Annotated in this window: 21 protein-coding genes; 10 read left to right on the plus strand and 11 right to left on the minus strand. The window is 74.3% G+C overall.

Annotated elements, in window-relative coordinates; genetic code table 11:
* Positions 1–9: 9 nt before the first annotated feature.
* From J5Y05_RS03275 to J5Y05_RS03305, 7 genes are all read right to left on the minus strand, one after another.
* Positions 10–1,686 carry a class I adenylate-forming enzyme family protein gene (locus J5Y05_RS03275; protein WP_210868198.1) on the minus strand — a complete coding sequence of 559 codons (1,677 nt, stop codon included), beginning with the start codon at positions 1,684–1,686 and terminating at the stop codon, positions 10–12.
* A complete protein-coding gene (locus J5Y05_RS03280; RefSeq protein ID WP_307853686.1) occupies positions 1,683–3,380 on the minus strand; it encodes a CoA transferase in 1,698 nt (565 codons plus the stop codon). Before J5Y05_RS03280 ends, J5Y05_RS03275 begins: the two co-directional genes overlap by 4 nt.
* Before the next feature lie 583 nt (positions 3,381–3,963).
* A complete protein-coding gene (locus tag J5Y05_RS03285) occupies positions 3,964–4,332 on the minus strand; it encodes a hypothetical protein (protein WP_247614015.1) in 369 nt (122 codons plus the stop codon).
* Positions 4,333–4,505: 173 nt separating this feature from the next.
* The gene (locus J5Y05_RS03290; RefSeq protein ID WP_210868200.1) at positions 4,506–5,963 is read right to left on the minus strand and encodes an ATP-binding protein; all 1,458 of its coding nucleotides are present in this window, start codon (positions 5,961–5,963) and stop codon (positions 4,506–4,508) included.
* Positions 5,960–6,652 carry a response regulator transcription factor gene (locus J5Y05_RS03295; RefSeq protein ID WP_210868201.1) on the minus strand — a complete coding sequence of 231 codons (693 nt, stop codon included), beginning with the start codon at positions 6,650–6,652 and terminating at the stop codon, positions 5,960–5,962. The genes J5Y05_RS03290 and J5Y05_RS03295 overlap by 4 nt, the downstream gene beginning before the upstream one ends.
* A 50-nt stretch (positions 6,653–6,702) precedes the next feature.
* Positions 6,703–7,926 (minus strand): acyltransferase family protein, encoded by a 1,224-nt coding sequence (locus tag J5Y05_RS03300; RefSeq protein ID WP_247614016.1) that lies wholly within the window; start codon positions 7,924–7,926, stop codon positions 6,703–6,705.
* A gap of 1 nt (position 7,927) precedes the next feature.
* Complete coding sequence (locus tag J5Y05_RS03305) at positions 7,928–8,779, minus strand: SGNH hydrolase domain-containing protein (RefSeq protein WP_210868203.1); 852 nt, start codon at positions 8,777–8,779, stop codon at positions 7,928–7,930.
* Positions 8,780–9,263: 484 nt separating this feature from the next.
* On the opposite strand from J5Y05_RS03305, the gene pcaDC reads away from it, so the two are divergent.
* The 4 genes from pcaDC (at position 9,264) to J5Y05_RS03325 (ending at position 12,673) form a co-directional block, all read left to right on the plus strand.
* Positions 9,264–10,664 (plus strand): bifunctional 3-oxoadipate enol-lactonase/4-carboxymuconolactone decarboxylase PcaDC, encoded by a 1,401-nt coding sequence (gene pcaDC / locus J5Y05_RS03310; protein ID WP_210868204.1) that lies wholly within the window; start codon positions 9,264–9,266, stop codon positions 10,662–10,664.
* A gap of 44 nt (positions 10,665–10,708) precedes the next feature.
* The gene (locus tag J5Y05_RS03315; RefSeq protein ID WP_210868205.1) at positions 10,709–11,347 is read left to right on the plus strand and encodes an MBL fold metallo-hydrolase; all 639 of its coding nucleotides are present in this window, start codon (positions 10,709–10,711) and stop codon (positions 11,345–11,347) included.
* A gap of 60 nt (positions 11,348–11,407) precedes the next feature.
* Entirely contained in the window at positions 11,408–12,193 is a 786-nt protein-coding gene (locus tag J5Y05_RS03320) for an exodeoxyribonuclease III (protein ID WP_210868206.1), read from the plus strand.
* A 72-nt stretch (positions 12,194–12,265) separates the two neighbouring features.
* Positions 12,266–12,673, plus strand: a complete 408-nt coding sequence (locus J5Y05_RS03325) for a DUF6278 family protein (RefSeq protein ID WP_210868207.1) — start codon at positions 12,266–12,268, stop codon at positions 12,671–12,673.
* 39 nt (positions 12,674–12,712) lie between these two features.
* Here the strand turns inward: J5Y05_RS03325 and J5Y05_RS03330 are convergent, their stop codons facing one another.
* Both J5Y05_RS03330 and J5Y05_RS03335 read right to left on the minus strand, forming a co-directional pair.
* Positions 12,713–13,870 (minus strand): calcium:cation antiporter, encoded by a 1,158-nt coding sequence (locus J5Y05_RS03330; protein ID WP_210868208.1) that lies wholly within the window; start codon positions 13,868–13,870, stop codon positions 12,713–12,715.
* 153 nt (positions 13,871–14,023) lie between these two features.
* The gene (locus J5Y05_RS03335; RefSeq protein WP_247614018.1) at positions 14,024–14,860 is read right to left on the minus strand and encodes a hypothetical protein; all 837 of its coding nucleotides are present in this window, start codon (positions 14,858–14,860) and stop codon (positions 14,024–14,026) included.
* A gap of 104 nt (positions 14,861–14,964) precedes the next feature.
* Here J5Y05_RS03335 and ggt point away from each other — a divergent pair, with 104 nt between their 5' ends.
* Positions 14,965–16,764, plus strand: a complete 1,800-nt coding sequence (ggt, locus tag J5Y05_RS03340; protein ID WP_210868209.1) for a gamma-glutamyltransferase — start codon at positions 14,965–14,967, stop codon at positions 16,762–16,764.
* 6 nt (positions 16,765–16,770) lie between these two features.
* Here the strand turns inward: ggt and J5Y05_RS03345 are convergent, their stop codons facing one another.
* Both J5Y05_RS03345 and map read right to left on the minus strand, forming a co-directional pair.
* Positions 16,771–19,302: an ATP-dependent Clp protease ATP-binding subunit gene (locus tag J5Y05_RS03345; protein WP_210868210.1), complete on the minus strand. Its 2,532-nt coding sequence runs from the start codon at positions 19,300–19,302 to the stop codon at positions 16,771–16,773.
* Between the two features lie 265 nt (positions 19,303–19,567).
* Positions 19,568–20,344 (minus strand): type I methionyl aminopeptidase, encoded by a 777-nt coding sequence (gene map, locus J5Y05_RS03350; RefSeq protein ID WP_210868211.1) that lies wholly within the window; start codon positions 20,342–20,344, stop codon positions 19,568–19,570.
* A 62-nt stretch (positions 20,345–20,406) separates the two neighbouring features.
* Here map and J5Y05_RS03355 point away from each other — a divergent pair, with 62 nt between their 5' ends.
* The 5 genes from J5Y05_RS03355 to J5Y05_RS03375 all read left to right on the plus strand — a co-directional run bounded on the left by J5Y05_RS03355 (position 20,407) and on the right by J5Y05_RS03375 (position 25,598).
* A complete protein-coding gene (locus J5Y05_RS03355; RefSeq protein ID WP_210868212.1) occupies positions 20,407–20,673 on the plus strand; it encodes a helix-turn-helix domain-containing protein in 267 nt (88 codons plus the stop codon).
* 314 nt (positions 20,674–20,987) lie between these two features.
* On the plus strand, positions 20,988–21,830 hold the full coding sequence (locus J5Y05_RS03360) for a nitrilase-related carbon-nitrogen hydrolase (protein WP_210868213.1): 843 nt from the start codon (positions 20,988–20,990) through the stop codon (positions 21,828–21,830).
* Positions 21,827–23,110, plus strand: a complete 1,284-nt coding sequence (locus J5Y05_RS03365) for an aspartate aminotransferase family protein (RefSeq protein ID WP_210868214.1) — start codon at positions 21,827–21,829, stop codon at positions 23,108–23,110. Before J5Y05_RS03360 ends, J5Y05_RS03365 begins: the two co-directional genes overlap by 4 nt.
* A 51-nt stretch (positions 23,111–23,161) precedes the next feature.
* Complete coding sequence (gene hydA, locus J5Y05_RS03370; protein ID WP_210868215.1) at positions 23,162–24,565, plus strand: dihydropyrimidinase; 1,404 nt, start codon at positions 23,162–23,164, stop codon at positions 24,563–24,565.
* 10 nt (positions 24,566–24,575) lie between these two features.
* A complete protein-coding gene (locus tag J5Y05_RS03375; RefSeq protein ID WP_210868216.1) occupies positions 24,576–25,598 on the plus strand; it encodes a TIGR03842 family LLM class F420-dependent oxidoreductase in 1,023 nt (340 codons plus the stop codon).
* The last annotated feature ends 9 nt before the right edge of the window (positions 25,599–25,607 follow it).

The following is a 25,607-nucleotide window of genomic DNA, read 5'->3' on the forward strand; positions in this document are numbered from 1 at the left end:
AGGAATTCCTTATGGGCAGATTGCCTCGAAGGGGTGAAAAGTGCGTGATCTTGCCCGCAGAGGCCCCATGAGCCGTCCCGCCTCCAGAGCCCGTACCGCGTCGGCGGTGACGGTGCGCCGGCAGATCTTGCCGGTCGGCCCGAGCGGCATGCCGGTCACCGGCAGCACGTACTCGGGGAACTTCCGCCGCTCCAGGCCCCGTCGGCCCAGGTGCGCCGTGAGGTGGTCCAGGGTGGGCGTGTCCGCCCCGGGGGCGGGGCGGACGCAGGCGCAGAGCCGTTCCCCCAGCTCCTCGTCGGGCACCGGGACACAGACCACCTCGGCGAGGGCGGGGTGGGTGCCCAGCTCGCGTTCCACCTCGGCGGGGCTGATGGTGTACCCGCCGCGGATGACGACGTTCTTGAGCCGCCCCAGCACGCGCAGCCGGCCCCACCCGTCGAGCACGCCGAGGTCGCCGGTGCGGACCCAGCCGTTCTCCGTGCGGTAGCGGGCGTCGAGTTCGGGGGCGCCGACGTAGCACATCGGCGTCATCGGGCCCCGGGCGAGGATCTCCCCGGGCTCCCCGACCCGGGCCGGGGAACCGTCGGGCCGGGCGATACGGAGGGCGGCGACGGCCGGGTCCGGGGTGCCGGCGGTGTCCCCGGCGGGGGCGCCGGGGGCGGCGGTGTGGCAGTTCACCCCGTCCGAGGACCCGTACACGGCGATCACGGGCCGGGCGAACCGCTCCCGGCAGGCGGCGGCGGTGGAGGCGGGCAGCGCCGCGCCGCTGGAGACGAACGCCTCGGCCGACGACGTGTCCTCGTCCGGGGAGCGCGGCAGGTCCGCGAGCCGGCGCAGCATGGTCGGCACGCCGAAGACGAGGGTCGGCCGGTGGGCGCTCACCGCGCGCAGGGCGTCCGCCGCCTCGAAGCGCCGCCGCACGATCAGCGTGCCGCCCAGCGCCGCGAGCGTCACCGGCACGCCCAGCGAGCCGAAGGAGGAGGCGAGCGAGACGAGGACCAGGTTGCGGGGGGCCGCGTCCGGGTCCCTGGTGAGCGCGCGGACGTACGCCGCGCGTCCGCCTGCCATGGCCTGGTGGCTGTAGGCGACCATCTTCGGTTCCGCCTCGGAGCCGGAGGAGACGAGGACCCTGGCCGGTGCGGTGGGCGCGGCCGGCCGCGGAGCCGGCACGAAGCCGGTGCCGGGGGAGGGGTGGCCGGACACCAGATCCTCCGGGCCGAACACCGCACGCAGCAGCGGCAGTCGGCCCGCGGCCTCGCGGTCGGCCGGCTCCGCGAGGACGGCGCCGGCGGCCCGGGAGCGCCGCAGCAGGCCGAGGGTGTCCTGGACGCCGCCGCCCAGCGGGTACGGCAGCGCCACCGCGCCGAGCGCGTACACGGCGAGTTCCGCCACGGCGGCCAGGCGCCCGTTGGGCAGCCGCAGCCCGATCACGTCCCGCGACCCGAGCCCCGCCGCCGCGAACCGCCCGGCCACGCACAGGACTTCGGCGTACAGCTCCGCGTAGGACACCGTCCCGTCCTCGTCCACGACGGCGTCCCGCCCGGGGTGCGCGCCCGCGTGTGCGCGGAAGAGGGAGAAGAGGTCCGCGTCGGGACACAGCCCGCGCCGCCGCCACTCCAGCCGGTCGGCGTACGGCACCCGGTCGGGGAAGTCCAGCCCGGCGGCCGACCGCCACACCCGCGTCATCCGGCGGCCTCCTCGAAGTCCCAGGGGCGGGCGGGCCGGGCGTGCCGCACCGAGGCGTCCGGGGCCACGACGGCCCGCGCGAAGGCGGGGTCGGCGGCCAGTTCGGCCAGGTCGGTGCAGACCGGCACGGACGGCAGGCCGGCCTCGCGCAGCCGCTCCAGCCACTCCCGGGTCCCCCCGGCGCGGAGCCGGCCCGGCACCGAGTCCGCGTCCCGGGCGCCCACGGCGTAGGCCACCTCCGAGGGGTGGGCGCGGGCGTGGGCGCCCAGGCAGAGCAGTCCGTCGGCGGTGGGCAGCGGCAGCTCCAGCGGGGCGAGCGCGACCCGCCCCGGCGGCCGGGGGATGAGCGCGGCGGCGGACAGCAGCGACGACTGCGCGCGGCAGCCGTGCCCGGTCCGCTCCCGCACCGTCAGCCCGGCGAGGACGGCCTGCGCGAGGACGAGCCCGCCGAGCACGTCGGTGACGGTCATCAGGGACGGAGCGGGCGGCTCGCCCGCGGGGCGCAGGGCGGCGGCGAGTCCGCCGTGCACCTGGGCGAGGTAGTCGGTGCCGATCGGGGGCCGCGCGCCGAGGGCGTCACCGAAGCCGGAGGCCGAGGCGTACACCAGGCCGGGGCGCACGGCGTGCAGGCCGTCGGCGTCCAGGCCGTACGCGTCCGCCTTGCCCGGGGCCCAGTTGTGGACGAACGCGTCGGCGCCGGCGGCCAGTTCGCGCACCGCCTCCCGCCCCCGGGCGGTGGTGAGGTCGGCCTCGGTCACCGTCTTGCCGGCGTTGAGCGCGGAGAAGCGGGCCGAGCAGCCGCCGGCCATCGGCGGGAGCCCGCGCAGCGGGTCGCCGCCGGGCGGCTCGATCCGGACGACGTCGGCGCCGAGGAGCCGCAGCACGTGTCCGGCCAACGGCCCCTGCACGCGCCGCGTCGACTCGACCACCCGGAACCCGGACAGGGGTAACCCCCCGGCGTCAGAGGGCGGTTCGTGGCGACGCTGACCCGGCAGGAGCGCGGAGCGGTGGCCGGTGGGCGCGAGGGTCCAGGGGACGAGGCCGGGCGCGGCGGTGGTGCCGGGGACCTCCGCGAGCGCCACGCCGCTCTCCGCGGCGGCCCCGGCGACAGCGCGCAGCGGGGCGCGGCCCAGCGCGGCCCGCAGCTCCTCGGGCAGCGGGCAGACCGCGGTGCCGAACCGGCGCTGGAAGGGGCCCCAGCCGCGCCCGGCCGTCCGCGCGTCGACGCCGAGGCGCCGCCAGAAGCCGCTCCAGGCCAGGGGGTCCAGCGTCTCGATCTCGACGCGGGCCCCGTCGGCGGTGGTGAGCGTGGCGAGCCCGCACGCGTCGGCGTCGGGATCGGCGTCGGCGTCCGGCGCGGTGGCCGCGGCGAGGTACTGGCCGACGGAGAGCAGCGCGCCCTGGGCGAGCGAGGTGCGGGCGCGCAGCCCCGGACGTCCGCGCAGCCGCGCGAGGAGGCAGGCGGTGGCGCCCTGGGCGGCCAGCACCCCGGTCACCGTGGACACGTAGTCGGCGGTCAGGGGCCGGGGGGCGCCGCCGGCCCGGCCGTGCACGTGCATGACCCCGCACGCGGCCTGGACGGCCCGTTCGTCACCGGCGTCGATCTCCACGGGGCCCCGCCCGCCGACGGACCAGGCCGCCTCCCCCGTGACCCCGTGCGGCGGGAACGTGCGCCGGAGCAGGGCGGCGGCCACCGCGACGGCCGCGTCCTCGGCAGCCGGGGCCCGGGGAGCGGGGGCCGGGGGGACCGGGGTCGGGGACGCGGGGGCCGGGGGAGCCGTGCCGGGGGACGCCAAGTCCGGGGCATCCACGCCCGGCGGGGCCACCCCCGTCCCCCACGGCGGTACGGGCACGGGTGACGGCCTCCTGTCGTGGTCGCCTCGCAGCATCGGGTCCTCCCTCACTCTCACGGCGTCTTCCGCCGGGGTGGAGAACCGGTACCGGACCGCGCCGGACACGGTGGAAGTGTCCGTTCATCACAAAAGGCGATGGAAGAGCGGGGCCCGCGCGACGCCCGCGACACCGTCCCCGCCGCCGGGCCCGGACCTGATACGCCGCATCTTCGCAGCTCCGTACCTTGCCCTCACGCACGGATCACCGGTCGCACCTCGACCGGATCAGGAACCGGCGGTATCCCGCCCCATGAGCGGACCGACGCCCCCTCGCCACACAGGACACAGTTTCCGTCAAGGTGCACGGCACCCAGGGCCTCGCACCGCGTTGCTCTCCGTGGGCCGCACCGGGACCGCTGGTCCGGCCCGCCCGGCCCGGCGCTGGTCAGGAACGTCGGGGCACCACGGAGCCCGCTGCGTCGCATCGGACGATCCATGGATCGTCGATCCCGGGTTCGTGGACGCGGACATCCACCTCGGTCGACCGTCTGCCGCCGGGCACGTCGGCGTTGGCCACTGTGCAGATGATCTGGGTGAGGCCGAGGCCCCCTAAGCCTTGCATCGTGGCCACAGACTCGGCCAGGCGCAGTTCGACCGCGCCTTCGGCCGCCTTGGCGGCGAGGCGGTCCTCGTCCGCGGTTACCTCGGTCGTCAGACCGCGGGCCCGCTCCGCCTCGTCCGGGCCGCGCACCAGAAGGTCCAGGGCGGCCTGGGGGTCAGGGGTGGTGGCGGCGGGGCGGGAGACGGCCTGCACACCTTCCCTGCCGACGAAGTAGAGGCGGACCGATGTACCGTCCCGTTTCCCTTGGAATCCGGAAGCGGGGACGCCGGCCGGGACGGGCCCTGTGGAGCCGAGCCCGCACCCCGCGGCTCCCCAACCCGTCAGCACGGCCAGGAGAAGAGGCGTCAGGAAACCCCGAACCCTGGTCACGACACGTCTCCGTCCGGTCGCGCATGCGGGAGGACCACGGTGAACACCGCTCCGCCGCCGGGGAGGTTGACGGCGGTGAGGGAACCGTCGTGCAGGCGCACGTTCTCCGACGCGATCGCCAGCCCCAGGCCGCTGCCTGTGGACCGGGCCCGCGCCGGATCGCCTTTGTAGAAGCGGTCGAACACGTGCGGGAGGAGGCCGGGCGGGATGCCTGGGCCGTGGTCGCCCACCTCTATCGTCAGCGCCCGCCCGGAGACAGTGGCCCGCACGGTGACGGGCGGAGCGCCGTGCCGCAGGCCGTTGCCGACGAGGTTGGCGAGGACCACGTCGAAACGACGCGGGTCGACACGGACCCGGACCTCGCTCTCCGGTAGCTCGCAGACCACCTGGCCGGAGTCCTCCCAGCCGCGAAGCTGGAGCGTCTTGCCGACGAGGGTCCGCAGGTCGGTGTCGTCCGTCGTGAGCGTCGCCGCCCCCGCGTCGAAGCGGGAGATCTCCATCAGGTCCTCTACGGTGGCGGCCAGCCTCCTGGTCTCGTCGCTCACCAGGCGCAGCGCCTCGGCCGTGTCCGCGGGAAGGCACCCGGACTCGGCCTCGGTATCCAGTACGCCGGTCACCGCGACCATGGCCGCCAGCGGCGTCCGCAGTTCGTGGGAGAGATCCGCGGCGAAGCGCCGGGCATGGGTTTCCATCTGCCGGAGCTCCGCCGCGTCCCTCTCCAGGGTGGCCGCCATCGTGTTGAAGGTGACGGCGAGATCGGCCAGTTCGTCGCCGCCGACGACCGCGGAGCGGGTCTGCAGCGCCCCGGACGTGAGTTTCTCCGCCGCGACGCGGAGCCTGCGCACCGGGCGCAGCACTTGGCGGGCCGAGAACAGGGCGGGGAACACGGCGAACAGCAGAGCCGGTGCCGTGCCCGCCCAGGCCGCGGTGACGAGCGCGGACACGTCGGCCTGCTCGCCGTCCAGCGGCATGACGGCGTACACGATGAGCTCCGGTGGCCCGCCCGGGTCCTTGCCCCGGCCCTTCTCGGAGGCGGTGCCGACGGGCATGGCGATATGGAGCCGGGGGCTTGGGGAGTCGGTGCGTTCGACGTACGCGCCCGACCCGTCCCGTATCGCCCGGCGCAGCGACTCGGTGGCGGCGTCGGGCGCCCCCACCGCGGCGGCGCCCGCGAGGGTGGCGGCCGTGTGCCAGCGCCGTGGGCCGCCCGCCTGGTCCAGTTGGCGGACGAAGGAGCGCAGATCGTTTCCGCCGGGTTCGGACGGCAGGTTCGGCGCCAGGGAGCTGACTTGCCGGCGCAGGTCGCGCACCGCGTCGTCCTGCGCCCGTTCCACGATCGTGCCGCGCGCCTGGCGGAAGGTGAGGGTGGCGGTGAGCAGCGAGCTGAGCGCCGCGACGAGGATGAACGCGATGATCAGGCGCGTCCGCAGGCCCTGGGGGAAGTGGAGCCTCACGACGGCAGCGGCCCGAACCGGTAGCCGAAGCCCCGTACCGTCTGCACGTAGACCGGTCGCCGGGCGTTCTTCTCGATCCTGGCGCGCAGCCGCATCACGCAGGCGTCGACGAGACGGACGTCGCCGTAGTAGGAGTGTTCCCAGACGTCCTCCAGCAACTGCTGGCGACTGAAAGTCTGCTCGGGCGACGCACTCAGGAACAGCAGCAGCTTCAGCTCCGAGGGCGCCAGTGACAGCTCCGCTCCTTCCTTGCGGACGATCAGCGCCTGCCGGTCGATCTCCAGGTCGCCGAAGACACTCGCTCCGGCAGGGGCGTCGGCCTGGCGCGGGGCGACCCGGCGCAGCACCGCGCGCATCCGCGCCTCGATCAGCGCTGTGCCGGCGGGCTTGATGATGTAGTCGTCCGCCCCCGCCTCCAAGCCGACGACGACGTCGATGTCGTCGCCGCGCGCGGACAGGATGATGACGGGGATCTGTCCGGCCGCCCGAATGCGGGCGCAGACCTCCAGCCCGCTCATCCCCGGCAACATGAGATCCAGCAGCACGAGGTCGGGACGGAAGTGCACCAGGGCCTCCAGGCCGTCCTCCCCCGTACCCGCTCCCTCCGTCTCGTGACCGTTGCGGGACAGGCCGAGGACGATACCCCGGCGTACGGCGGGATCGTCCTCGATCAGCAGGACACGGGTCATGGACAGCACTTTCTCCAGCGGTGCGGCGGTCGCCCACCGTACCTGTCGGCTCAGGTCAACTGCGTGACGTCCACGGTGTCCCCTCCCGGGATCGGCTCCGGAAGGAGCGCCCACAGCGCGATCGCCCCGACCGCCAGGGCGGCCACCACCACGGGCCCGCGCCGGCCGCGGGCCCACCCGGAGCGGAACCGCACCGGGGCCTCCACGAATCGGCGCGAGGCTTCGGCGAGCACCAGGGACACCGCGATCGCCACCGCCGCGCCGCCCCACTCGCCCAGGACGGCGAGACGGGGGAGCAGCAGGAGATAGACGGGCCAGTGCCACAGGTACAGGCTGTAGGAGACTTCGCCGAGCCAGACCGGAACGCGGCTTCCGGCAAGCGCCGCGACCCGGCCCCGTTGGGCCTGGACCAGCAGCACGATCAGCGCGGTGGCGGCCAGGGAATGGACGAAGAGACCGCCCTGGAACAGCGAAGGCGCCTCCTCCCCCTTGGTGAGCACCCAGGAGACGCCCAGTCCCAGCAGCAGCGTTGCGCAGACCCCGTCAGCCACCCGGCCGGGCACCCGGCGCACCCGGCGTTGTACGGGCTCGGTGGCCGCCGCGGCTCCCAGCAGCAGCGCCGCCGCCCGGGTGTCCGTGCCCTCATAGGCGCGGGTGGTGTCCACGGCCGCACCGAGCTGGAGCATCAGGGCGAGCGATACGAGGGCCCCGGCCGCCGCCACCGCCAGCACGATGCGGTGTGCATTGCGGCACCTCGCGGCCGGCGCCACCACCAACGGCCACACCAGGTAGAACTGCCACTCCACCCCGATGCTCCACAGATGGGCGAAGACGTGGCTGTCGGACGCCTGCCAGTAGCCGACCTGCTCGGCGATGTAATGCCAGTTCACTGCCTGGATGGCCACCCAGGGAGCGTCCTGGGTGGCGAACCGCGCCTGGGCTGTGGTCCCCCAGGCCCAGACCGCCGGCAGCACGACCGCCACCAGGCAGACCAGGGCAGGCAGCAGCCGCCGCGCGCGGCGCGTCCAGAACCGCACCAGCGGGACGCGCCCTTCGCCCTGTGCGGTGCCGAGCAGGATTCCGGTGATGAGAAACCCCGACAGAGCGAAGAACAGGTCGACGCCGAGGAACCCGCCGTCGAGGAGACCGGCGTGGAAGAGCAGGACGGCGGCGACGGCGGCCCCGCGCAGCCCGTCCAGGGCGTCGACGTGCGGCCGGCGCCCGCCCGCCACCTGAGCCGCCCGATCCGGCGAGACCGGTGTCGCGTGTGCCATCTCAGCTCTCGCAGCCGAGCGCGGAGAACCGCTTGTCATCGGTCCATTCGCCCGTCGCCCAGGCGCCCGGCTTCGCCGGGGTGAAGCCCTCCTCGTCCCCCAGTACCTTGACGAACCAGTTCGCGAAGGCGGCGGCACCCTGCCGGCAGTTGTGGATGCCGTCGGCCGCCCTTCCGGCCTTCGGCGCTGAGGCGTCCTCGCCCCACAAGCGCCCGGAATCCACGAACAGGGCCTTGTCCGCATGGGCTTCGGCGGTCTCGGCGGCCGACTCGGGGGCGGTCTTCATCTGCTTCGCGTGGGGGCGGTAGAAGTCGTCGATCTCGATCGGAGGAGCGGATATGAACACGGCCTTGGCTCCGATCTCCTCGGCGGTGCTCACGAGTTTGCCGTAGGCGTCGCGCTGCTGCTCCGCCGTGCCCCAGTCGTAGGTGGTGATCTGGTAGGCGATCACGGTGGGTTTGAACGACCCGATCTGCTTCCCCAGGGTCTTCCATGTGTCGCCGGAGAGCTTCTTGGTGATCTCGTCGCCGCCCGCGACGATCGTGCCGCCGCCGTCGGAGGCGGCGTTCCGGAACTTCACCCCGGCGGCTTCCAAAGCGGCGCCGAGGGCCGGGGCCTGGGCGCCGGCGATGGAGTCCCCCACCCACAGAACCCTGATGTCGCCGCCGCTCCCGGCCGACTCGATCGCGGCCGTCTTGTCTGCCTGACCCCCTGAGCGTGTGTCCTCGCCTTCCCCGCCGCCGCAGGCGAGCAGGGTCGCCCCGAGGAGAACCGCGGCCGTCGCGGCGGTCAGCGTCCGGCGGGGAGAGGAGAATCGGCGGTGGATGGTCAAGGTCGTCCGTTCGTTGTCCATGACCGCATTAGAGCAACGGGTCCGGCCCCCGACGGCGGCTGTCATCATCTGCTCATACGGTGGGAGAAGAATGCTCACAGGGATGCCGAGAACCCCAAGGCGAGCGCCACCGTCATCTTCCGCTCCCCGCTCGTACCGGCACGGTTCACAGCGACGTCAGTGCCGGTCGACGAACGACTCCCGGGGAAGACCTGGTGACGGCCCGGCGGGTCGGCGCGCATCGTGGAAGAGCCGGGAGTCCGTCCTGTTCGGTCCACGCCTCGTGCCTGGCCGTCCCGCCACTGGGCTCAGCGCGCCGACGTGTGGACCGGGCGCGAGCGTGGCCGGCAGGACACGCCGCGGCAGGGGCGCCCGTACACGCTGAGAGGTTCGGACTCGATCGACGAGGCCGTCGGCAGTGCCCGACGAGGCGAGCCGCGGATGCGTCGGGCCGCCGGCTTCCCGGGCTGTGTGAGATTTCGTGAGACGTGAGAAGGTCTGGGGCGTGAGTGAGACACCACCGAACACCCTTCAATACCGCTTTGACGGGCCAGAAGAGGCCCCGGTCCTGATCCTCGGTCCCTCACTGGGTACCACATGGCACATGTGGGACCGTCAGGTGCCCGAGCTGGCCCAGCAGTGGCGGGTCTTCCGGTTCGACCTCCCCGGGCACGGCGGCGCCCCCGCGCACCCGGCGGTCTCCGTCGCCGACCTCACCGCGCGCCTGCTGGCCACCCTCGACGGCCTCGGCGTGCAGCGCTTCGGCTACGCGGGGTGCGCCCTCGGCGGTGCCGTCGGCATCGAACTGGCCCTGCGCCACCCCGAACGCCTCGCCTCGCTCGCGCTGATCGCCGCCTCCCCGAGGTTCGGCACGGCCGACGAGTTCCGCCGGCGCGGCGTGATCGTGCGCACCAACGGGCTCGACCCCATCGCCCGCAGCTCGCCCGAGCGCTGGTTCACCGGCGGGTACGCCGCGGCCCAGCCCGCCATCACCGAGTGGGCCGTGCAGATGGTGCGCACCACCGACCCCGGCTGCTACATCGCGGCCTGCGAGGCGCTCGCCGCCTTCGACGTCCGCGAGGAACTGGGCCGGGTCGGCGTGCCCACCCTGGTCCTGGTCGGCTCCGACGACCAGGTCACCGGCCCCGCCGAGGCCCGCACCCTGGTCGCCGGCATCCCCGACGCCCGCCTCGCCGTCGTCCCGGGCGCCTCCCACCTGGTCCCGGTCGAGCAGCCGGCCGCCGTCACCGACCTGCTGGTGCGGCACTTCACCTCCGCCTGGCAGCCCGCCCAGGACCTCACCACCGGCCAGATGGCCATCCCGGCCGTCCAGCCGGCGCCGCCGGGCCCCGCCGCCCACGCCGTGCCCGTACCGCCGCAGGCCCAGGCGCCGGTGGCACCGCACGCCCAGGCGCCGCCCGTGACGGTGCCCGTACCGGCCCCCGTACCGGCCCCCGTGCCGCAGCAGGGCGGGCCCATCGCCGAGATCGCCCCGCCGGTCGTGCCGCCCCGGCCCGAGGAGCGGCCCGACCCGTACGAGGCCGGGCTCAAGGTCCGCCGGGACGTGCTCGGGGACGCCCACGTCGACCGGGCGCTCGCGCGGGCGGACGCCTTCGCGGGCGAATTCCAGGAGCTGGTCACCCGGTACGCCTGGGGCGAGGTCTGGGACCGCCCCGGACTGGACCGCCGCACCCGCAGTTGCGTCACCCTCGCCACCCTGGTCGCGGGCGGCCATCTGGACGACCTCGCCGTGCACACCCGGGCCGCGCTGCGCAACGGGCTCACCCCCGACGAGATCAAGGAAGTGCTGCTCCAGAGCGCCGTCTACTGCGGCGTGCCCGCGGCGAACGGCGCCTTCCGGGTGGCGCAGCAGGTCATCCGGGAGGAGACCACGCCGCCGAGGTGAGCGCGCGTCCGCCGCCGGCCGGGGTCCGGCGGCAGGATGGGGACATGAAGCTCACCAAGAAGTCGCACTCCTGCGTCCGCCTCGTCAAGGACGGGCGGACGCTCGTCCTTGACCCCGGCGGATTCAGCGAGGAGGACGCCGCCCTCGGCGCCGACGCCGTCCTCGTCACCCACGAGCACCCCGACCACTTCGACGAGCCGCGGCTGCGCGCCGCGATGGAGGACAACCCGGCCGCCCGGATCTGGACCCTCGCCTCGGTGGCGGAGCGGATCTCGGCGGCCTTCCCGGGCCGTGTGCACACCGTCGGGCACGGCGACACCTTCACCGCCGCAGGCTTCGACGTCCAGGTCCACGGCGAACTGCACGCCGTGATCCACCCGGACATCCCGCGCGTCACCAACATCGGCTTCCTCGTCGACGGCGGGAAGCTCTTTCACCCCGGCGACGCCCTCACCGTGCCGGACACCCCGGTGGAGACCCTGATGCTCCCGGTGATGGCCCCCTGGAACAAGATCTCCGAGGTGATCGACTACGTCCGGGAGGTCCGCCCGCAGCGCGCCTACGACGTCCACGACGCGCTCCTGACCGACCTCGCCCGCCCGATCTACGACCGCCAGATCGGGGAGCTGGGCGGCGCCGAGCACCTGCGCCTGACCTCGGGGGACTCCGTCCGCCTGGGATGACCCGGCCCCCGGCGACCGGGTGCGGGGGCACTGTCGGTGCCGCCGGGTAGGTTGGGACGCATGCGCATCGCCACCTGGAACGTCAACTCGATCACCGCCCGCCTGCCCCGGCTGCTGGCCTGGCTGGAGAGCAGCGGCACCGACGTGCTCTGCCTCCAGGAGGCCAAGGTCGCCGAGGAGCAGTTCCCCTTCGACGCGCTGCGCGAGCTGGGGTACGAGGCCGCGGTGCACGCCACCGGCCGGTGGAACGGGGTGGCGGTGCTCTCCCGCGTCGGCCTCGACGACGTGGTCAAGGGCCTGCCCGGCGACCCCGGGTTCGAGGGCGTCACCGAGCCCCGGGCCCTGGCGGCCACCTGCGGCCCGGTCCGCGTCTGGTCGGTCTACGTGCCCAACGGCCGCGAGGTGGAGCACGCCCACTACGCGTACAAGCTCCAGTGGTTCGAGGCGCTGCGCGCGGCCGTCGCCGGTGACGCCGCCGGCAGCCGCCCCTTCGCCGTCCTCGGCGACTACAACGTGGCGCCGACCGACGACGACGTCCACGACCCCGCCGCCTTCGAGGGCTCCACCCACGTCACCCCCGCCGAGCGCGCCGCCCTCGCCTCGCTGCGCGGGACCGGACTCTCCGACGTCGTGCCCCGCCCGCTCAAGTACGACCAGCCGTTCACGTACTGGGACTACCGCCAGCTCTGCTTCCCCAAGAACCGCGGCATGCGCATCGACCTGGTCTACGGGAACGCGCCGTTCGCCAAGGCCGTCACCGACGCCTATGTGGACCGCGAGGAGCGCAAGGGCAAGGGCGCCTCCGACCACGCCCCGGTCGTGGTGGACCTCGACATCGCGCAGTGAGCTGGGCCACGCTGCGTGCGCCCTCCCGCGCGCCGGGTGTGCGCGGGGCGGGACAAATGACAGTCTGGAGGTATGAAAGTCCCCTTCCCGGGCAAGCGGCGCACTGAGCGCATGGCCCCCGACCTCGACGGCGTCGCCGAACTGCTCGCGGAGTGCGACCTGTTGCGCGACCAGGCGGCGCGGGAGGGGGTCCGACTCGACGACACGGCGGCCTCGTTGGAGCGGCTCGACCAGATGCTGCCGCGCTGGCGGACCGATCCGGACATCCTGCCGTGGCTCGGCAGCGACGCCGGGCTGTACCTGGGCACGGTCATCGTGCGCACCGTGCCCGGCGCCGGCTGGCGGCTGCGCCCCGACGGGCAGTTCGTGGTCCGGCTCGCCTCCGGGCGGGAGTGCGACGTGGTGACGTCCGGCCAGGAGTGGGCCGTTGACGGCGTGCCGGAACTCTCCCAGTTCTACGCCTCGGTGGCCGGTCCCTGACCGGCGCCACCGAGGCGTGAGCGCCCGGAACCGGGCGGGTCAGGCGAAGACGGAGACGCCGTAGAGGGCGAACAGCAGCAGGTGCGCCGCCCCTTGGGGGGCGGTCACCCGCCGTCCGGAGAACGTGACGAGCGTGAGCAGCAGCGTCGCCCCGAGCAGGAGGAGGCCGGCGGGGCCCTCGGCGAGGACGACGCTCTGTCCGGTGAGCAGACCGATCGTCAGCACGGAGGGGATGGTCAGGCCGACCGTCGAGACCAGGGCGCCGTGACAGAGGTTGCTCACCCGCTGGATCTCCCCGCCCAGCGCGGCGCGGATCGTGGTGATCGTCTCGGGCAGGAACACGATCATGGCGATGAGGACACCCGTCGTCGCCACCGGTGCCCCGGCCCGGCCGAGTCCGTCGTCGAGCCGCGCGGTCATGTCGTGGGAGAGCAGCACGATCGGCACTACGGTCACCACCAGCAGCACGGTCCGGGCGACGATCTCCGACCGGTGACGGGCCGGCACGCCGAGAGGCCCGAGCCCCGGCCGGCCGGACTCCTCCGCGTCCGGAGCGCCCACGGATCGGCCCGCGGTGACCTCCTGGAAGTCGGCGCGTCGCGCCCCCGTCTGCCGGTGCAGGAAGAACCCGTACAGGACCACCGTGAGGACGATGACCGGGACCGCCTGCCCCGAGGTGTAGCCGCCCTCCGTGCCGACGAGGCCGGGGAGCGCGAAGGCGATGACGAGGAGGACCAGGAGCAGCGTCAGGTAGGCCGAGACACCGGCGCGGTTGGGCCGCAGGTCGCGGTGGCGAAGGCCCCCGGCGAGCAGCGCCGCGCCGATGACGAGGTTGAGGATGATCATCGACACGGCCATGACGGAGTCACGGGCGATGGTGGCGTGCTCACCCGGGCCCAGCATGACGGCGGAGATGAGGATGACCTCGATCAGCATGATCGAGAGGGTGAGCACCAGGGTGCCGTAGGGCTCCCCGAGCCGGCGCGCGAGGTGCTCGGCCTGGGTGACCACCCCGAAGGCGCAGACGACGATCACCGCGACGATCCCCGCGAGCACCGCCCACAGCACCGGGGTCGGCAGGGGCCCGGCGAGCGCGGGAGCGGCGAACAGGACGGTGAGGAACGCACCCCACCCGAGGACGGGCCGGAAGACCGCCGTCGGCGTGAGGACGGTACGGAAGGTGAAGGGGGCGGGCACGGAGATCAGCCCGTTTCTGCTGGGTCGTCCCTGCTCGCAACGTACCGGCGGGTCGTCCCGCCGGCATCTTCCCGCCCCATGATACCTCGCGCCCCCACGGCCTCCCGGGGCCCCGCACGGCGGAGACCGGCGGGCCCCGCGCGCGGCGGGGCCCTACGCGTCCGCGGCCGGTTCCTGGCCGGTGGTGGTCGTCTCCCGGCCGCGGGAGCGGGTCGCGCGGCGGCGGGGCGCGGCCGGCGTGGTGGTGGGCTCGGGGTCCTCGGCGCCCTCCGGCAGGGGGGTGGTCGCGGCGCGGGTGACGTCTCCGACCAGTTCGACCACGTCGGGGCCGTACGCCTGGGAGTTGACGACCTTCAGCAGCAGGACGAAGGGGCCCTGGCCGTGCTTGCGGGCGAGGCGGGCGTGGTGCCGGGCGAGGTAGCGGGTGGCCGCCTGGTTGGTGATCGCCCGCTGTCCGCAGAAGAGGAACACCGGCCGCGCGTCCGGCCGGTCGCCCGCGGTGAGCCGGGCCAGGAGCACGTACTCGGTGACCCCCTGCTCCATCAAGTACCGTTCCGCGCCGATCCGGAAGGCCGCGCGCTCCGGTCCCGGCTGCGCGTCCACGTTGACCCGCACCCCGGGCAGCATGGCCGACATGTGGGCCGCCATCCGCCGGTTCGAGCCGGGCCCGCCCACACAGAACTCCGTGCGCTCCCCGAAGCCCTGGTCCACCAGGTCCTGCGTGACCATCCGGAAGTTGGCCCCGCACTCCTTGACCAGGGCGGCCAGCTCCAGCAGCGCGAACACGTCGAAGCGGTGTACCGCCGGCTCGCCCGCGGACGGGTCCCGGTTGACGACGAGCAGCGCGTCGGAGTGGTCCGGCAGCCCGAAGAACGCCTGCTTGCGGCGGAGCCGGCGCCTCCAGAGGTAAGTGCGGGCGAGCCAGCCCAGCGTGGCGCTGATGCCCGCGGCTATCAGGCCCAGCACGATGTTGCGTACGTCCTCGGTCATGTGCGCGCATGCTAGCGGTCGCCGCCCGGACCGTCTCCGACGGCCCCCTGACGCGCTCATGACGATGAATTAAGCTGCCCGAACCGGCTGCCCCTGGAGGTGCGATGCGTCGCCCTGTCGTACGGAATCTGACGGTCCTGGCGGTCTCGGCCGCCGTGCTCTCGGTGGGGGCCGCCCCGCCGGGCGCGCGAGGCGGCCCCGCCGTCCAGAAAACCCCGGTCGCCGTCGGCTACGGAGGCGCGGTCTCCAGCGTCGACGCCGACGCCTCCGCCGCCGGGATCGAGATCCTGCGCAAGGGCGGCAACGCCGTCGACGCCGCCGTGGCCACCGCCGCCGCGCTCGGCGTCACCGAGCCCTACTCCGCCGGCATCGGCGGGGGCGGCTACCTCGTGTACTACGACGCCCGCACCCGCGCCGTGCACACGATCGACGGCCGCGAGAGGGCCCCGCTCGACGCCGACGAGGGCCTGTTCCTGGAGGACGGGAGGCCCCTCCCCTTCGCCGACGCCGTCACCAGCGGCCTCGCCGTCGGCACCCCCGGCACGCCCGCCACCTGGCAGAAGGCCCTCGACACCTGGGGCAGCCGCTCGCTCGCCTCGGTGCTGAAACCGGCCGAGCGGCTGGCCGCCGACGGCTTCACCGTCGACGAGACCTTCCGCTCCCAGACCGCCGCCAACGAGGAGCGCTTCCGCCGCTTCCCCGACACCGCCGCGCTGTTCCTGCCCGGCGGACGCCTCCCGGCCGTCGGCTCCACCCTCAAGAACCCCGATCTGGCCCGCACCTACCGGCAGTTGGGCCGCGAGGGCGCGCGGGCCGTCTACCGGGGCGCGATCGGCGAGGACATCGTCGCCACCGTCGGCAAGCCGCCGGTCGACCCGGCCTCCGGCTGGAACGCCCGCCCCGGCACACTGGACTCCGCCGACCTCGCCGCCTACCGCGCCAAGCTCCAGGCGCCCACCCGCACCACCTACCGCGGCCTGAGCGTCCACTCCATCGCCCCCTCGTCCTCCGGCGGCACCACCGTCGGCGAGGCGCTCAACATCCTGGAGCGCACCGACCTGAAGGCCGCGAGCCAGGAGCGGTACCTGCACCGCTTCGTCGAGGCGAGCCGCATCGCCTTCGCCGACCGCGGACGCTGGGTCGGCGACCCGGCCTTCGAGTCCGTGCCCACCCGGGAACTCCTCTCCCGGCGGCACGCCGACGCCCGCGCCTGCCTCATCCGGGACGACGCGGTGCTCACCAGCCCGCTCGCCCCCGCCGACCCCCGCCACCCCGTCCCCTGCGCGCGCGGCGGCAAGGCCGTCCCGACGACGTACGAGGGCGAGAGCACCACCCACCTGACGGTCGCCGACCGGTGGGGCAACGTCGTCGCCTACACCCTCACCATCGAGCAGACCGGCGGCAGCGGCATCACCGTGCCGGGACGCGGCTTCCTGCTCAACAACGAGCTGACCGACTTCTCGTTCGCCCCCGCCGACCCCGCCGTGCACGACCCGAACCTGCCCGGCCCCGGCAAGCGGCCCCGCTCCTCGATCGCGCCGACCATCGTGCTCGACCGGCACGACCGGCCCGTCCTCGCGCTCGGCTCGCCCGGCGGCGCCACCATCATCACCACCGTGCTCCAGACCCTCACCGGCGTCGTCGACCGCGGACTGCCGCTCGTCGACGCCATCGCCGCCCCGCGCGCCAGCCAGCGCAACGCCGCCCGCACCGAACTCGAACCCGGCCTCTACGACAGCCCGTCGCGCGCCCGGCTGGAAGCGCTCGGGCACGCCTTCACCCGCAACCCCGAGATCGGCGCGGCCACCGCCGTGCAGCGGCTGCCCGACGGCAGGTGGCTGGCCGCCGCCGAGCGGGAGCGGCGCGGCGGCGGCTCCGCGATGGTGGTCCGGCCCACCCGGTAGCCGGCGTCAGGAGGAGGCGGGGACGGCCGGGTCCTCGGTGCGAAACGCCAGCCGGCCGTCCTCGACCTCGACCGTGACCCGGCCGCCCTCGGAGATCCGTCCGTCCAGCAGCAGCCGGGAGAGCTGGTTGTCGACCTCGCGCTGGATGGTGCGGCGCAGCGGCCGGGCCCCGTACTCGGGCTGGTAGCCGCGCTCGGCGAGCCAGTCGACGGCCCCGTCGGTGAAGTCGACGGTGATGTCCTGGGCGCGCACCATGCGCCGGGTCCGTTCCAGCAGCAGGCCGGTGATCTGCCGCAACTGCTCCCCGCTGAGCCGCCGGAAGACGACGATCTCGTCGATGCGGTTGAGGAACTCGGGCCGGAAGTGCTCGCGCAGCGGGCGCAGCACCTGTTCGCGCCGGGCCTCCTCGTCCGCGTCCGAGCCGCCCGCGCCGAAGCCGATGCCGGCCCCGCGCCGGCCGATCACGTCGGAGCCGAGGTTGCTGGTCATCACGACGACCGTGTTGGAGAAGTCGACGGTGCGGCCCTGGGAGTCGGTCAGGCGCCCGTCGTCGAGCACCTGGAGCAGGATGTTGAAGACGTCCGGGTGCGCCTTCTCCACCTCGTCCAGCAGGAGCAGCGAGTACGGGTGCCGGCGCACCACCTCGGTGAGCTGGCCGGCCTCCTCGTGCCCGACGTAGCCGGGCGGGGCGCCGACCAGCCGGCTGACGGTGTGCCGCTCCTGGTACTCGCTCATGTCGAGGCGGACCATGCGGTCCTCGCTGCCGAAGAGCGCCTCGGCCAGCGCGCGGGCCAGCTCGGTCTTGCCGACGCCGGTCGGCCCGAGGAAGAGGAAGCTGCCGATGGGCCGGTCCGGACCGGAGAGCCCGGCGCGCGAGCGCAGCACCGCGTCGGAGACGACCCGTACCGCCTCGTCCTGGCCGACGACCCGTTCGTGCAGGTGCTCCTCCAGGCCGAGCAGGCGGTCCTTCTCCTCCTGGGTGAGGCTGCTGACCGGGATGCCGGTCTGCCGGGACACCACCTCGGCGACGGCCTCGGTGCCGACCACCAGGTTCAGCCCCTCGTCGGCCTCCCCGTCGCCGGTCTCCTCGGAGATCCGCCGGCGCAGTTCGGCGACCCGGTCGCGCAGCCGCATGGCCTCCTCGTACCGCTCGTCCGCGACCGCCTGGTCCTTGTCCCGGGTGAGCTGCTCGGCCTCGCGCTCCATGGCCCGTACGTCGCTGCCCCGGGTCCGCGAGCGCAGCCGCACCCGGGCGCCGGCCTGGTCGACGAGGTCGATGGCCTTGTCGGGCAGGCGCCGGTCGGTGAGGTAGCGGTCGGAGAGCCCGACGGCCGCGACCAGCGCCTCGTCGGTGTAGCGGACCTGGTGGTGGGCCTCGTAGCGGTCGCGCAGCCCGCGCAGGATCTCGATGGCGTCCTCGGGGGTCGGCTCGGGCACCAGGATGGGCTGGAAGCGGCGGGCGAGGGCGGCGTCCTTCTCGATCCTGCGGTACTCCTCCAGGGTCGTGGCGCCCACGACGTGCAGCTCGCCCCGGGCGAGGGCGGGCTTGAGGATGTTGCCCGCGTCCATCGACCCGCTCTCGCCGCCACCGCCGGCGCCGACCACGGTGTGCAGTTCGTCGATGAAGACGACGAGTTGCCCGGAGTGGGCGGCGATCTCGCCGACGATGGTGTTCAGCCGCTCCTCGAAGTCGCCCCGGTAGCGGGTGCCGGCGACCACGCCGGTCAGGTCCAGCGCGATCACCCGCCGCCCGGTCAGCACGTCCGGCACGTCGCCGTCGGCGATGCGCTGGGCCAGCCCCTCGACGACGGCGGTCTTGCCGACCCCGGCGTCGCCGATCAGCACGGGGTTGTTCTTGCCGCGCCGGGACAGCACCTCCACGGTCTGCTCGATCTCGTCGTCGCGCCCGATCACCGGGTCGATCCGGCCCTGCCGGGCGAGGTCGGTCAGGTCGCGCCCGTACTTGTCCAGGGTCGGCGTGTTCGTGGCGCGGGGCCCCTCGGGTCGGGCCCGCGCCCCGTCCGGGGCCTCCTGCGGCAGCGCCCCGGGCGTGAACCGGGCCGCGTTCAGGATGTGCCCGGCGGCCGAGTCCGGGTTGGCGGCCAGGGCGCCGAGCACGTGCTCGGGGCCGATGTGGCCGGTGCCGGAGGCGCGGGCCAGCTCGTGCGCGTCCAGCAGGGCCCGCTTGACCGCCGGGGTCAGCGACAGCGAGGTCGGCGGCGGGGCCTCGCCGGGGGCGTGCTGCGCCGGGCCGGTCCGCTCGTCGATCTGCGTCGCCAGCGAGTCGGGGTCGGCGCCGGCCCGGCTGAGCAGGCTGCGGGTGGGCTCGGCGGTGAGCGCGGCCCGCAGCAGGTGCTCGGTGTCCAGGTCCCGGCTGCCGTGCTCGGCCGCGTACTGGGCGGCGCCGCGCACCAGCTCCCGGGCGGGCTGGCTGAGCAGCCGGCCGATGTCGATCTGCCGGGGTCGCGGCCCGCCGAAGAAGCGTGCCAGGAACTCCGCGAACGGGTCGCCCTCCGGGCCCATGAAGCCGCTGCTCATCGTTCCGGTCCCTCCGCTGCCTCGCTGATCGGCGTGCCGGGGCCGGGTAACCCGGTCGGGCCGCGCCCATGCCCAACATGACACGGTCTGTTCCACCGGGCACGCCGGGCGGGGGGAGCGGCGGCGGGGCGGGGTCGGCCGGGCCCGGCGGGCGGGGAGCGGTGGCGGGGCCGGGGGCGGCCGGGCAGGGACCGGTGGTGCGCGGTGTCGGCCGGGCAGCCCGGCATCCGGGCCCGCCGGGCCGGGGCGCGGCGGCAGGGCCGGGTCAGCCGTCGGCGCGGGCCGTCAGCACCCGGGGACCGGCCTCGGTGATCGCCACCGTGTGCTCGGCGTGGGCGGCGCGCGAGCCGTCGTCGGTGCGCAGCGTCCAGCCGTCGGGGGCGGTGTGCCAGGCGTCGGTGCCGCCGCCGATGAGCATGGGCTCGATGGCGAGGACCATCCCGGCGCGCAGCGGCAGCCCCCGGCCGGGCCGGCCCTCGTTCGGGACCTCCGGGTCCTCGTGCATCCGGCGGCCGATGCCGTGCCCGCCGAAGCCGTCCGGCACGCCGTACCCGGCCGCGCGGCAGACCGTGCCGACGGCGTGGGCGATGTCGCCGATCCGGTTGCCGACGACGGCGGCGGCGATGCCGGCCGCGAGGGCCCGCTCGGCGGTGGCGACGAGGTCCAGGTCGGCGGGGCGCGGGGTGCCCACCACGAGGCTGAGCGCCGAGTCGCCGGCCCAGCCGCCCAGGGTGGCGCCGCAGTCCAGGGAGAGCAGGTCGCCGTCGCGCAGCCGGTAGTCGTCCGGGACGCCGTGCACGATCGCGTCGTTCACCGAGGCGCAGAGCACGGCGGGGAAGGGGACCGGCGCGAAGGAGGGCCGGTAGCCGAGGAACGGTGATCCGGCCCCCGCCTCCCGCAGCACCTCCCGCGCCACCTCGTCCAGCTCCCGCAGCGAGACGCCGACCCGGGCGGCGTGGCGTGCGGCGGTCAGGGCCCGCGCGACGACCTGTCCGGCCTCGTGCATGGCGTCGATCGATTCTTTCGTCTTCAGTTCCACCATGCCCATTACTATACCGGTATTTGAATTGGGGGCCGACGGGAACCCGGTATTAGAATGACGCCATGGTGCGCACCCCCCTGACCCCGGAAGAGCGTGAGCGCGGCGAGCGGCTCGGGCGGCTGCTGCGGGCCGCCCGCGGCGACCGCAGCATGCCGTGCGTCGCGTCCGAGGCCGGTGTCTCCGCCGAGACCCTGCGCAAGATCGAGACCGGGCGGGCACCCACCCCCGCCTTCTTCACCGTGGCCGCCCTGGCCCGCGCCCTCGGCCTCTCCCTCGACGAACTGGCCGCCGACTGCGCCCTCACCGGGCCGGAGCGCCTGTCCGCCTGAGCGCCGCGCCGGGGTGGGGCCGGTACGACCCTGCCCGTCCGGCGCCGGGCCCTACGGCCCTGCCCGCCCGGCGCCGGGAGCGCCCGCCCCGTCCGCCGCCCGCCCGCGCCCCAGTCCGCCGGAGTCCCCGTCCGCCCAACGGAGCAGGGGGCGTGCTCCCGGCGGCCCAGCGCTCGGCCACCGGGGTGTGAAATCCGGCCGACACCGCGGCGTGGCGGAGATGGTCTTGGCAACCCCGCCCGTTGCGCCTACGTTCGTCCCTCTACGGCCCGCCCACGGGCAAGGCTCTGGCGTCGTGTCGAAGGGGCACCCTCATGGCCAACGTCGTACGTGCCGCCCTGGTCCAGGCGACCTGGACCGGGGACACCGAGTCCATGCTGGCGAAACACGAGGAGCACGCCCGCGAGGCCGCCCGGCGCGGCGCGCGGGTCATCGGCTTCCAGGAGGTCTTCAACGCCCCCTACTTCTGCCAGGTCCAGGACCCCGCGCACCACCGCTGGGCCGAGGCCGTCCCCGACGGGCCCACCGTGACCCGCATGAGCCGGCTGGCCCGCGAGACCGGCATGGTCGTCGTCGTCCCGGTCTTCGAGACCGAACAGCCCGGCTTCCACTACAACACCGCGGCCGTGATCGACGCCGACGGCGACTACCTCGGCAAGTACCGCAAGCACCACATCCCCCAACTCCCCGGCTTCTGGGAGAAGTACTACTTCCGCCCCGGCAACCTCGGCTGGCCCGTCTTCGACACCGCCGCCGGCCGGATCGGCGTCTACATCTGCTACGACCGGCACTTCCCCGAAGGCTGGCGCCAACTCGGCCTCGCCGGAGCGCAGTTGGTCTACAACCCGTCGGCCACCCACCGCGGCCTCTCCTCCCACCTGTGGAGGCTGGAACAGCCCGCGGCGGCCGTCGCCAACCAGTACTTCGTCGCCGCCATCAACCGCGTCGGCATCGAGGAGTACGGCGACAACGACTTCTACGGCTCCTCCTACTTCGCCGACCCGCGCGGACGCCTCGTCGGCGACCCGGCCTCCGACACCGAGGAGGAACTCCTCGTCCGCGACCTCGACTTCGGCCTCGTCGACGAGGTGCGCCGCGAGTGGGCCTTCTACCGCGACCGCCGGCCCGACGCCTACGAAGGGCTGGTGCGCCCGTGAACCGCGATCTGCTCGGCCGTCACCGGTCCGTCCTGCCCGACTGGCTCGCCCTCTACTACGAGGAGCCCCTGGAGATCACCCACGGCGAGGGCCGCCACGTCTGGGACGCCGCCGGCCGCCGCTACCTCGATTTCTTCGGCGGCATCCTCACCACCATGACCGCGCACGCCCTGCCCGAGGTCACCAAGGCCGTCGGCGACCAGGCCGGGCGCGTCCTGCACACCTCCACGCTCTACCTCAACCGGCCCATGGTCGACCTCGCCGAGCGCGTCGCCCACCTGAGCGGCATCCCCGACGCCCGCGTCTTCTTCACCACCTCCGGCACCGAGGCCAACGACACCGCCCTGCTGCTCGCCACCACCCACCGGCGCAGCAACACGGTGCTGGCGATGCGCAACGGCTACCACGGCCGCTCCTTCTCCTCCGTCGGCGTCACCGGCAACCGAGGCTGGTCCCCGACCTCCCTCTCGCCGCTCCAGACCCTCTACGTGCACGGCGGCGTCCGCACCCGCGGCCCCTTCGCCCACCTGGACGACCGGGAGTTCATCGCGGCCTGCGTCCGGGACCTGGAGGACCTGCTCGGCCACACCCGCGCCCCGGCCGCGCTGATCGCCGAGCCGGTCCAGGGCGTCGGCGGCTTCACCTCCCCGCCCGACGGGCTCTACGCCGCCTTCCGCGAGGTGCTGCGCGAGCGGGGCATCCTGTGGATCGCCGACGAGGTGCAGACCGGCTGGGGCCGCACCGGCGACCACTTCTGGGGATGGCAGGCCCACGGCCGCAGCGGCCCGCCCGACATCGTCACCTTCGCCAAGGGCCTCGGCAACGGCATGTCCGTCGGCGGCGTCATCGCCCGCGCCGAGATCATGAACTGCCTGGACGCCAACAGCATCTCCACCTTCGGCGGCACCCAGGTCACCATGGCGGCCGGCCTCGCCAACCTCGCCTACCTGCTGGAACACGACCTCCAGGGCAACGCCCGCCGCGTCGGCGGCCTGCTCATCGAACGGCTGCGGGCCGTCGCCGCCCAGGTGCCGCACGTCCGCGAGGTACGCGGACGCGGACTGATGATCGGCGTCGAACTGGTCCGCCCCGGCACCGACGAGGCCGACCACGAGGCCGCCTCCGCCGTCCTGGAGGCGGCCCGCGCCGGCGGACTGCTCATCGGCAAGGGCGGCGGCCACGCCACCAGCGCCCTGCGCATCGCCCCGCCGCTCTCCCTCACCGTCGCCGAGGCCGAGGAGGGCGCCGCCGTCCTCGAAGACGCCCTGCGCGGCCTGTGACACCCCGCGGTCTGTGACACCCCGCGGCCGTCCCGACAGGAGGCACGAGCCATGAGCAGCAGCACCCTCGTCCGCGGCGGCCTCGTCGTCACCGCCTCCGACGAGACGCACGCCGACGTCCTCGTCGAGGACGGCCGCGTCGCCGCCCTCGCCGCGGCGGGCACCCCGGCCGCCGCCGCCCTCACCGCCGACCGGGTCATCGACGCCACCGGCAAGTACGTCGTCCCGGGCGGGGTGGACGCCCACACCCACATGGAGATGCCCTTCGGCGGCACCCAGGCGTCCGACACCTTCGAGACCGGCACCCGCGCCGCAGCCTGGGGCGGCACCACCACCATCGTCGACTTCGCCATCCAGACCCCCGGCCGCTCCCTGCGCGAGGGACTGGACGCCTGGCACGCCAAGGCCGAGGGCGTCTGCGCCGTCGACTACGCCTTCCACATGATCGTCTCCGATGTGCGGGAGGAGACGCTCGCCGAGATGGACCTGCTGGTGGCGGAGGGCGTCACCTCGTTCAAGCAGTTCATGGCCTACCCCGGCGTCTTCTACAGCGACGACGGCCGCATCCTGCGCGCCATGCAGCGCGCCGCCGGCAACGGCGGGCTGATCATGATGCACGCCGAGAACGGCATCGCCATCGACGTCCTCGTCGAACAGGCCCTCGCCCGCGGCGACACCGACCCGCGCCACCACGGCGAGGTCCGCAAGGCCCTGCTGGAGGCCGAGGCCACCCACCGCGCCATCCGCCTCGCCGAGGTCGCCGGGGCGCCCCTGTACGTCGTGCACGTCTCCGCCCGCGAGGCCCTCGACGAACTGGTCCGCGCCCGCGACCGGGGCCTGCCCGTCTTCGGCGAGACCTGCCCCCAGTACCTCTTCCTCACCGCCGACCGGCTCGCCGACCCCGGTTTCGAGGGCGCCAAGTACGTGTGCAGCACGCCGCTGAGGCCCCAGGAGCACCAGGACGCCCTGTGGCGGGGACTGCGCACCGACGACCTCCAGGTGGTCTCCACCGACCACTGCCCCTTCTGCTTCGCCGGCCAGAAGGAACTGGGCCGCGACGACTTCTCCCGCATCCCCAACGGGATGCCGGGCGTCGAGAACCGCATGGACCTGCTGCACCAGGCCGTCGTCGAGGGCCGGATCACCCGCCGCCGCTGGATCGAGATCGCCTGCGCCGCCCCGGCCCGCATGTTCGGGCTCTACCCGCGCAAGGGGACCCTCGCACCGGGCTCCGACGCCGACCTGGTCGTCTACGACCCCCGGGCCGAGCACGTCGTCTCCGCCCGCACCCACCACATGAACGTCGACTACTCGCCGTACGAGGGCCGCCGGCTCACCGGGCGGGCCGAGACCGTCCTCTCCCGCGGCGAACCCGTCGTCACCGCCGGCCGCTACACCGGGCGCCCCGGCCACGGCGTCTACCTGCCGCGTTCCACCTGCCAGTACCTCGCCTAGGAACGGTGCCATGGACTTCGGACTCGTCCTCCAGACCGACCCGCCCGCCTCCCGGGTCGTCTCCCTCATGCGGCGGGCCGAGCGCAACGGCTTCACCCACGGCTGGACCTTCGACTCCTGCGTGCTGTGGCAGGAACCGTACGTGATCCACAGTCAGATCCTGGCCCACACCGAGCGGCTGAGGGTCGGCCCGATGGTGACCAACCCGGCCACCCGCGCCTGGGAGGTGACCGCCTCCACCTTCGCCACCCTCAACGACATGTACGGCAACCGCACCGTCTGCGGCATCGGCCGCGGCGACTCCGCGATGCGGGTGGCCGGCCGCAGCCCCGTGACCCTGGCCACCGTCAGCGAGGCCATGAAGGTCATCCGGGCGCTGGCCCGGGGCGAGCGGGCCGACCTCGGCGACGGCACCTCCGTCGCCTTCCCCTGGGTCCGCCCCGGCGCCGAACTGCCCGTGTGGATGGCCGCGTACGGGCCGAAGGCGCTCAGGACGGCCGGCGAGGAGGCCGACGGGTTCATCCTCCAGCTCGCCGACCTCTACCTCACCGAGTCGATGGTCCGCACCGTCCGCGAGGCCGCCGCCGCGGCCAGCCGGGACCCGTCCGAGGTGACGGTCTGCGTCGCCGCCCCCGCCTACGTCACCGAGGACGACTCGCCCGCCGCGCTCGCCCACGCCCGCGAGCAGTGCCGCTGGTTCGGCGGCATGGTCGGCAACCACGTGGCCGACCTGGTCGCCCGCTACGGCACCCACTCCGCCGCCGTCCCCGGCGAACTCACCGACTACATCGCCGCCCGCGAGGGCTACGACTACGCCCACCACGGGCGCAGCGGCAACCCGGACACCCGGTTCGTGCCCGACGCCGTCGTCGACCGGTTCTGCGTGATCGGCCCGGTCGAACGGCACGTCGAGAAGCTGACCGCGCTGCGCGCCCTCGGCGTCGACCACTTCGCCCTGTACGACATGCACGACGCCCAGGAAGCCGTCATCGACGCCTACGGCAGCCACGTGATCCCGGCCGTGGGCGGCTGACCCGCGACG

It is taken from the genome of Streptomyces tagetis (assembly GCF_018069565.1).
GTDB classification, from domain to species: Bacteria; Actinomycetota; Actinomycetes; order Streptomycetales; family Streptomycetaceae; genus Streptomyces; species Streptomyces tagetis.

What these genes read in the sequence shown, in the direction of transcription:
- J5Y05_RS03275 (WP_210868198.1), bottom strand. Translation starts at nt 1,686, where the DNA reads ATGACGCGGGTGTGGCGGTCGGCCGCCGGGCTGGACTTCCCCGACCGG.
- J5Y05_RS03295 (WP_210868201.1), bottom strand. Translation starts at nt 6,652, where the DNA reads ATGACCCGTGTCCTGCTGATCGAGGACGATCCCGCCGTACGCCGGGGT.
- J5Y05_RS03300 (WP_247614016.1), bottom strand. Translation starts at nt 7,926, where the DNA reads ATGGCACACGCGACACCGGTCTCGCCGGATCGGGCGGCTCAGGTGGCG.
- J5Y05_RS03305 (WP_210868203.1), bottom strand. Translation starts at nt 8,779, where the DNA reads ATGGACAACGAACGGACGACCTTGACCATCCACCGCCGATTCTCCTCT.
- J5Y05_RS03315 (WP_210868205.1), top strand. Translation starts at nt 10,709, where the DNA reads ATGAAGCTCACCAAGAAGTCGCACTCCTGCGTCCGCCTCGTCAAGGAC.
- J5Y05_RS03320 (WP_210868206.1), top strand. Translation starts at nt 11,408, where the DNA reads ATGCGCATCGCCACCTGGAACGTCAACTCGATCACCGCCCGCCTGCCC.
- J5Y05_RS03325 (WP_210868207.1), top strand. Translation starts at nt 12,266, where the DNA reads ATGAAAGTCCCCTTCCCGGGCAAGCGGCGCACTGAGCGCATGGCCCCC.
- J5Y05_RS03335 (WP_247614018.1), bottom strand. Translation starts at nt 14,860, where the DNA reads ATGACCGAGGACGTACGCAACATCGTGCTGGGCCTGATAGCCGCGGGC.
- ggt (WP_210868209.1), top strand. Translation starts at nt 14,965, where the DNA reads ATGCGTCGCCCTGTCGTACGGAATCTGACGGTCCTGGCGGTCTCGGCC.
- J5Y05_RS03345 (WP_210868210.1), bottom strand. Translation starts at nt 19,302, where the DNA reads ATGAGCAGCGGCTTCATGGGCCCGGAGGGCGACCCGTTCGCGGAGTTC.
- map (WP_210868211.1), bottom strand. Translation starts at nt 20,344, where the DNA reads ATGGTGGAACTGAAGACGAAAGAATCGATCGACGCCATGCACGAGGCC.
- J5Y05_RS03355 (WP_210868212.1), top strand. Translation starts at nt 20,407, where the DNA reads ATGGTGCGCACCCCCCTGACCCCGGAAGAGCGTGAGCGCGGCGAGCGG.
- J5Y05_RS03360 (WP_210868213.1), top strand. Translation starts at nt 20,988, where the DNA reads ATGGCCAACGTCGTACGTGCCGCCCTGGTCCAGGCGACCTGGACCGGG.
- hydA (WP_210868215.1), top strand. Translation starts at nt 23,162, where the DNA reads ATGAGCAGCAGCACCCTCGTCCGCGGCGGCCTCGTCGTCACCGCCTCC.
- J5Y05_RS03375 (WP_210868216.1), top strand. Translation starts at nt 24,576, where the DNA reads ATGGACTTCGGACTCGTCCTCCAGACCGACCCGCCCGCCTCCCGGGTC.